Raw genomic sequence first — 6,525 nt, 5'->3', positions numbered from 1 at the left:
TGTTTAAACTGCATGTTGTTCGCTGGGTTTCGGGTGGGTGCGCGTGTTGGCGGCCCGCCTCTATACTGGGTGTGTTGTAAAGCAGCCGGGCGCGGGGTTGGCGCGCCGCCCCCCGAGCCGGAAAGTTGAGATCGTGGACCGGGATAGCCGTCAGCTCACGCCGGCAAAAGTGCCTTGCATGAGCAGGTCCGGCAGATAACTTGCCGGCTTACCGCCAACCGCCTGCCCACCGGTCAGGCCGCCTTGTATTTCAGGGCCGAAGAACGAGTACGGAAAGGGCGTGACCGGCCGGCTAACCTCATCGAGCCGTGCCCGAAGATCCTCGGGAATGTCGAAATCAAGCGCGCCGAGATTGTCCTTGAGCTGGTCAAGCCTGGTGGCGCCGACGATGACGGACGCAACGCCTGGCCTGTTTGCCGTCCAGTTCAGGGCGACCTGGGCCATGCTGCGGCCGAGCTGGCCGGCAACCGTCTCCAATTCGGCCACGATTTGCCAGTTGCGATCGGTGAATTTCTGGAAACCGGGATTGGTCGAACCACGCATTGTCTCCAGCCGGCCACCATCCTTGACGATTGTATCGAAACGGTATTTTCCGCTGAGCAGGCCGCTGGCCAATGGACTCCAGACCATGATTCCGGCGCCATAGCGCGTGCCGAACGGCACGAATTCGTGCTCGATGTTGCGCTCGGCCAGCGAATATTCGAGCTGAAGCGCCGAAACCGGTTCATAGCCGCGATGCTCTGCGACCGCCTGCGCCCGGCTTGCGTACCACGCCGGCACGTCGGACAGACCGACATGCCGGATCTTTCCGGCGCGCACCAGATCGTCCAGCGTCCGCATCACCTCCTCCGGTGGTGTCAGCCTGTCCCAGGTATGGAGGATGTAGAGGTCGATATAGTCGGTGCCTAGCCGCTTCAGCGAACCGTCTACCGCCCGCAGGATGTTCTTGCGGCCGTTGCCCCCGGCGTTCGGGTTGCCCGGTTCGGCGTTGTAGGTGAATTTGGTACTGATCACCGCCTTGTCGCGCAGCCCACGCTCGGCGATGAATTCGCCGAGCCAGGTTTCGGCCGTGCCACCGGTATAGAGATCGGCGGTGTCGAAGAAATTGCCACCGGCTTCGACATAGGCATCGATCAGCGCGCGCGCGGTTTCCTTCTCCGCACCCCAGCCCCATTCCGTGCCGAACGTCATGGTGCCGAGCGCCAGGCGGGTGACACGCAGTCCGCTGTTGCCGAGCGTGTAGTAGGACATGGTCATGGATTTTCTCCTAAAATTTGAAAAGCGGGATTGAGGTCTTGCCTGGGATACGCAGTCAGGCCTTGGCCAGCGCATCGACCACCACCTGGAACCGGCGCGGATCGAAATAATCGTGGTAGGCGCTGATCAGACCCCTCTTGAAGCGGAAAATCGCGATATTGTTGTTGGTGTACTCAGTGCCGCCGATCAGCACCGCGCGGTTCTTGTACTCAACGACGATCGCGTCCGAATCCGCTGCCGGATAGATGGCTGTCAGCTGCGAATCGAAGGATTCGAAATTACCGAAGAGGCCTCGGAAGGCCGCCAGGATCGCGGCCTTGCCATCGATGCTGTTTCCAAATCCTGCCGGCGGGTAGAAGACAAGGATACGGCCATCTTCAGCCCAAAGGTCGCCCCATGCCTCAATGTCCTTGCGGTGCATCAGATCAAAGAATTTACGCACGGTCTCGAGATTGCGGGTTCGTTCGGAATCGAGGTCGGTCATTAGACGTCTCCTTGGCTGCTCGGCGATTGCCGTGTGATGCAGCCAAAGATGCGCCCTCCTTTCCCCGCCGATAAGATTGCATTATCCGAATGGACTATGCGATATCATGCATGAATGGACCGCGATCTGCTTAGCCACCTACCTATAATCGTTGCCGTCGCGCGGCGTGGCGGCTTCGCGTCGGCGGCCGCCGAGCTCGGCATGAGCCCGTCAGCGGTCAGCCATGCGGTGCGGCTGGTAGAGGAGCGAATCGGCCAGCCGTTGTTTGCCCGCACCACGCGCAGCGTCTCGCTGACCGAGACTGGCACCGCGCTTGTCGCTGCGGCGGAGCCGGCGTTGGAAGACATTGCCGACCGGATCGAACGCATCCGCTCGGTCAAAGGCCGGGCAAGCGGACTGCTCAGGATCAACGCGCCGCGTTTGTCGCTGCCTCTGGCGCTGATGCCCATCCTAACGGCGATGGCGGAGCGTTACCCTGACGTGACGGTGGAGATCGTCACCGACGAACGTCTGAGCGATATCGTCGGCGAGGGTTTCGACGCCGGCATCCGGCTGGGCGAGATGATCGCCGAGGATATGGTGACGGTGCGACTGACTCAGCCGTTCCGGACGACCATTGTCGCCTCTCCGGCCTATGTCGGCCGCCACGGAAAGCCGCGAACAATTGCTGATCTCTCCACCCGCAACTGCATCGGATATCGGCTGTTGCGATCACGTGCGCTCTATCGCTGGGATCTGTCAGACCAGGGCAAGGATATCAGCGTCGAGACACGCGGCAGCGTGGTCGTCAGCGATCCGCTGTCGGCAAGGGACATGGCGCTTGCCGGCATCGGCCTCGCCTATCTGTTCGAGCCGCTTGTCAAGCCCGACATCGAAGCAGGCCGGCTGGTCGAAGTCCTTGGCGAGGCATCGATCGAGGAACCGGGACTGTTCCTCTATTTCCCGCGCCGCGCCGCGATGGCCCCGAAGCTCCGCGCCTTCATCGACACCGCACAAGAAATCGGCCGGGCATCCTCGCGGACACCCGGCCGAAAAAGCCTTTCGAGCGGATAGTTTACTTCTTGACCGCTGCCGCGACTTCCGCCGCGAAATCGGTCTCTTCCTTCTCGATGCCCTCACCGAGCGCGAAGCGCAGATAGGCAGCGATTTTGGCTGGCGCGCCGATCTCGCTTTCGGCATCCTTCAGCGCCTTCTCGACGGTGATGTCGGGATTGAGCACGAAAGCCTGCTTGAGCAGCACGACCTCTTCGTAGAACTTGCGCAAACGGCCCTCGACCATCTTCTCGATGATCGCTTCCGGCTTGCCGGACTGGCGCGCCTGGTCGGCGAAGATCGCCTTCTCGCGCTCCACCGCGACCGGATCGAGCTCTTCGGTGGTCAAGGCCATCGGATTGGTGGCAGCGACATGCATGGCAACCTGGCGGGCGAAGGCGTTCGCGGCATGCGCGTTGCCCGTCGTCTCGATGGCCACCAGCACGCCGAGCTTGCCAAGGCCGTCGGCGACCGCATTGTGAACGTAGGTTGCGACAGCGCCGTGCTCGACGGTGAGCTTGGCCGAGCGGCGGAAGCCCAGATTCTCGCCGATGGTGCCGACGGCGTCCTTGATGGTCTCAGTGACCGACTTGCCCGAGCCCGGATAGGGAGCAGCGGCAACGGCCTCGGTCTTGCCGCCATGGGCGAGCGCAACCTTCGCGACATTGGCGACGATCTCCTGGAACGCAGCATTGCGCGCAACGAAATCCGTCTCGGAATTGACCTCGACGATCGCTGCCTCGCGGACGCCGGAATCGACACCGATCAGGCCTTCGGCAGCGGTACGGCCAGCCTTCTTGTCGGCCTTGGAAATGCCCTTCTTGCGCAGCCAGTCGATGGCTTCTTCCATGTTGCCGTTGGTCTCATTCAACGCCGCCTTGCAGTCCATCATGCCCGCGCCGGTCAAGTCGCGGAGTTCTTTGACCTGTGCAGCCGAAATGCTCATTGTCGCCTCTTTGTCTAAATGCACTGACGACGCACCATCGATTTTCGATGATGCGCCTGGTGCCGGTGGCGCTTACCGCGCCAACATATTGGAAAGATGAAGGCCGCAGCCGGCCTTCGCTACTATGCTTCCGGGGTCTGGGCAGCCGGGCTCTCGGCGGCCGGGGTCTGATCGAGCGCCGGCTCGACCGGAGCCTCGACCGATGCGCCGATATCGACACCGAGCGCGCCCTGCTGACGGGCGATGCCGTCGATAGCTGCCTTGGCGATCAGATCGCAATAGAGCTGGATGGCGCGGGCCGCGTCGTCGTTGCCGGGGATCGGGAAGTCGATCTTGTCCGGGTCGCAGTTGGAATCGATGATGGCAACGACCGGGATGCCGAGACGCTTGGCCTCGAGAATGGCGATCGCTTCCTTGTTGGTGTCGATCACGAACATCAAATCGGGCGTCGAACCCATATCCTTGATGCCGCCCAGCGCCTTGTCGAGCTTCTCACGCTCGCGATCGAGGTTGAGGCGCTCCTTCTTGGTCAGGCCCTGAGCCTCGCCGGCCAGCATTTCGTCGAGCTTGCGCAGGCGCTGGATGGAATTCGAGATCGTCTTCCAGTTGGTCAGCATGCCGCCGAGCCAGCGCGAGTTGACATAGTACTGGGCCGAACGCTGCGCGGCATCGGCGACGATGTCGGAGGCCTGGCGCTTGGTGCCGACGAACAGCACGCGGCCGCCCTTGGCAACAGTGTCGGAAACCTGCTTCAGCGCCTGGTGCAGCAAAGGCACCGTCTGCGAGAGGTCGATGATGTGGATGTTGTTGCGGGCGCCGTAGATATAGGGCGCCATTTTCGGGTTCCAGCGGTGGGTCTGGTGGCCGAAGTGAATGCCAGCTTCCAATAGCTGGCGCATGCTGAAATCAGGCAGAGCCATTTCTTATTTCCTTTCCGGTTAGCCTCCACGGACACAGGCATTTTTGGACTTTGTCCTCGAACGCCACCGGAGGTTTCAGCCGGATTTCTCCCGGGCAGACACCAAAGTCCGTGTGTGGAATGAGCGCGCATATAGAGGGGAAGCGCGACAAACGCAAGCGCTGTGGCGTCGTGCGGCTCAGCGTGCGGCGATCAGCGCACCGGTGTCATCGTCGCATCTTTCCCTTCGGCACCCGCACACGCCGGAAAACAGCGACGATCTCGTCGCGGCTGCATTCGATGGCGCCTAACCGCACCGCGCGGTCGCGCTCGAACCCGGTTATGTCATAATGTGGCGCCGATGTCTTCGGCGGCCCTTGGTAGGACGAGCGCTTGATGCCGAGCTGCCCGGCGAAGCGATGCAGCTCGTCGGTATCGTCTGCCAGCAGATGACACCAGCGGTGGCCGACCCATTTCCAGATCGCCGCATCGACATAGACCGCCATGAGGCTTGCCGCACTCCTTCATCTTGCGCCGACCAACACGCCGCTAACGATGATAGAAGGGATTGGCGTAGAAAATGAAGCCGCCGCCGGCCTCGAGTTGCGCCATGGTGTTGGTGATGGTCGCCTGCATGCGGTCGTGCAGTTCGGCGAGCGCCTCCTCGACGGAGCCTTGATAGGCGTGCAAGCCTAGCGGCTCCGGTACCCGGATATGGGCGCGGCGTGGGCCGGCCGGCTGCGGCACGAAACGGTTGATCGTATCGCGCAGTGTACCCTTGCAATAATCGTTGCGGATCCGCTTCAAATGTTCGGCGATCTCCTCCTGCGTGATGCGCGGATTGGCCGAAGCCCACGGCCCGACACGCTGCAGGCGCTGGATCGTATCTGCCAGCGTTCGGACCTGCTTTTGGCTTCCGGTGCCGTCCGTGTTTTCCCGCAGCCAGCGCCGCGACCGGCGCAAAAGCTCGGCATTGTCGAGCGTGCCGGCTTCGAGCGAAACAAGTTCGGCAAGGCGACGGCCGAGTTCGGTCAGCAGATCCTTCTGACGTGTGGCATATGAAGCCCGCTCATCAGGCCGCAGGCCATTTGCAGCCTCGTCGCGCGATACTAGCGTCGCGTAGATATGATGGACGCGCTCCGGCAGCGTATCGGCGGCACGGCGTTCGATCTTCAGGCTGTGCTCGACATAGGCGCATTCCTTTGCCAGCGCTGCCTCGACATTCCCCGTAAAAGCGAGCTTCCAGATCACGGGCGCGATCCAAACCTTGAAATCCGGATCCATCAGGCGGCCGCGCTTCAGCGCTTCGAACCCCATTTCGACCGCGCCTGGCAGCAGCGGGGCAACGATGTTGGCATGCCAGCCGACACCGCCTTCGGGATGCAGGAGCACGCCGTGCCCTTTCAGCGCCCAGGCCACCGAATGTTCCTTGGCCGCCGCGCTATTGCCCGGGATTTGCGCGATCAGATTGTTGGCCAGCCAGAATTTCTGCATCAGCCGGCCAAGCCCATTGACGACGCCATGCGTGGCCCAGGATGCCGCCAGCGGGCTTACCCGCGACACGACCTCCTTGTCGATCATCCAGTCGGTAAAGAATTCGGGATGGTTGGGTGTGATGAACGTCGCCTTGCCCGCACCGCAACAAGCCTTCAGCCTTTGCCGGTCATCCTCCGGAAAATCGATGTGGCGGACATTGGCGACGCCGCGCAAACCGGCCAGACGGTTGAATGGCAACAGGTCGCGAAGCCCCGGAATGCCGTGCAGCATGACAATCCGGTTGACGAATGTCATGGCCTTGATCAGCGTCGCATTGGGCCGCGGCGCCACAAAAACGTCGATCCTGCTCAACCTGCTCCCCCCACGGCGCTTACCGTCGTAAGACGTTGATAGGCAATTGCGGCATGCTCA

The 6,525-nt window shown here is 62.0% G+C and carries 7 protein-coding genes; 1 reads left to right on the top strand and 6 read right to left on the bottom strand.

Going from position 1 to position 6,525, the window contains the following annotated elements:
* Positions 1-150: 150 nt before the first annotated feature.
* A complete protein-coding gene (locus tag NKI95_RS25860) occupies positions 151-1,257 on the bottom strand; it encodes an aldo/keto reductase (protein ID WP_352720230.1) in 1,107 nt (368 codons plus the stop codon).
* Positions 1,258-1,312: 55 nt separating this feature from the next.
* The gene (locus tag NKI95_RS25855; protein ID WP_352720228.1) at positions 1,313-1,741 is read right to left on the bottom strand and encodes a nuclear transport factor 2 family protein; all 429 of its coding nucleotides are present in this window, start codon (positions 1,739-1,741) and stop codon (positions 1,313-1,315) included.
* 114 nt (positions 1,742-1,855) lie between these two features.
* Here NKI95_RS25855 and NKI95_RS25850 point away from each other — a divergent pair, with 114 nt between their 5' ends.
* The gene (locus NKI95_RS25850) at positions 1,856-2,794 is read left to right on the top strand and encodes a LysR family transcriptional regulator (RefSeq protein WP_352720227.1); all 939 of its coding nucleotides are present in this window, start codon (positions 1,856-1,858) and stop codon (positions 2,792-2,794) included.
* Between the two features lies 1 nt (position 2,795).
* Here NKI95_RS25850 and tsf read toward each other — a convergent pair whose 3' ends face one another.
* The 4 genes from tsf to NKI95_RS25830 all read right to left on the bottom strand — a co-directional run bounded on the left by tsf (position 2,796) and on the right by NKI95_RS25830 (position 6,465).
* Entirely contained in the window at positions 2,796-3,719 is a 924-nt protein-coding gene (tsf, locus tag NKI95_RS25845) for a translation elongation factor Ts (protein ID WP_352720225.1), read from the bottom strand.
* A gap of 122 nt (positions 3,720-3,841) precedes the next feature.
* Positions 3,842-4,639, bottom strand: a complete 798-nt coding sequence (rpsB, locus tag NKI95_RS25840) for a 30S ribosomal protein S2 (RefSeq protein WP_031211288.1) — start codon at positions 4,637-4,639, stop codon at positions 3,842-3,844.
* A 205-nt stretch (positions 4,640-4,844) separates the two neighbouring features.
* Positions 4,845-5,123, bottom strand: coding sequence for a DUF4031 domain-containing protein (locus tag NKI95_RS25835; protein ID WP_352720223.1), 279 nt, complete (start codon positions 5,121-5,123; stop codon positions 4,845-4,847).
* Between the two features lie 43 nt (positions 5,124-5,166).
* Positions 5,167-6,465: a lysophospholipid acyltransferase family protein gene (locus NKI95_RS25830; protein WP_352720222.1), complete on the bottom strand. Its 1,299-nt coding sequence runs from the start codon at positions 6,463-6,465 to the stop codon at positions 5,167-5,169.
* Between the last annotated feature and the right edge of the window lie 60 nt (positions 6,466-6,525).

Source organism: Mesorhizobium sp. M0306 (assembly GCF_040321655.1).
GTDB lineage: Bacteria > Pseudomonadota > Alphaproteobacteria > Rhizobiales > Rhizobiaceae > Mesorhizobium.
This window is presented reverse-complemented; position numbering and strand designations above follow the sequence as displayed.

Bases quoted from the DNA above. Each gene is read 5' to 3' on its own strand.
- tsf (WP_352720225.1), bottom strand. From the start codon at position 3,719: ATGAGCATTTCGGCTGCACAGGTCAAAGAACTCCGCGACTTGACCGGC.
- NKI95_RS25860 (WP_352720230.1), bottom strand. From the start codon at position 1,257: ATGACCATGTCCTACTACACGCTCGGCAACAGCGGACTGCGTGTCACC.
- rpsB (WP_031211288.1), bottom strand. From the start codon at position 4,639: ATGGCTCTGCCTGATTTCAGCATGCGCCAGCTATTGGAAGCTGGCATT.
- NKI95_RS25855 (WP_352720228.1), bottom strand. From the start codon at position 1,741: ATGACCGACCTCGATTCCGAACGAACCCGCAATCTCGAGACCGTGCGT.
- NKI95_RS25835 (WP_352720223.1), bottom strand. From the start codon at position 5,123: ATGGCGGTCTATGTCGATGCGGCGATCTGGAAATGGGTCGGCCACCGC.
- NKI95_RS25850 (WP_352720227.1), top strand. From the start codon at position 1,856: ATGGACCGCGATCTGCTTAGCCACCTACCTATAATCGTTGCCGTCGCG.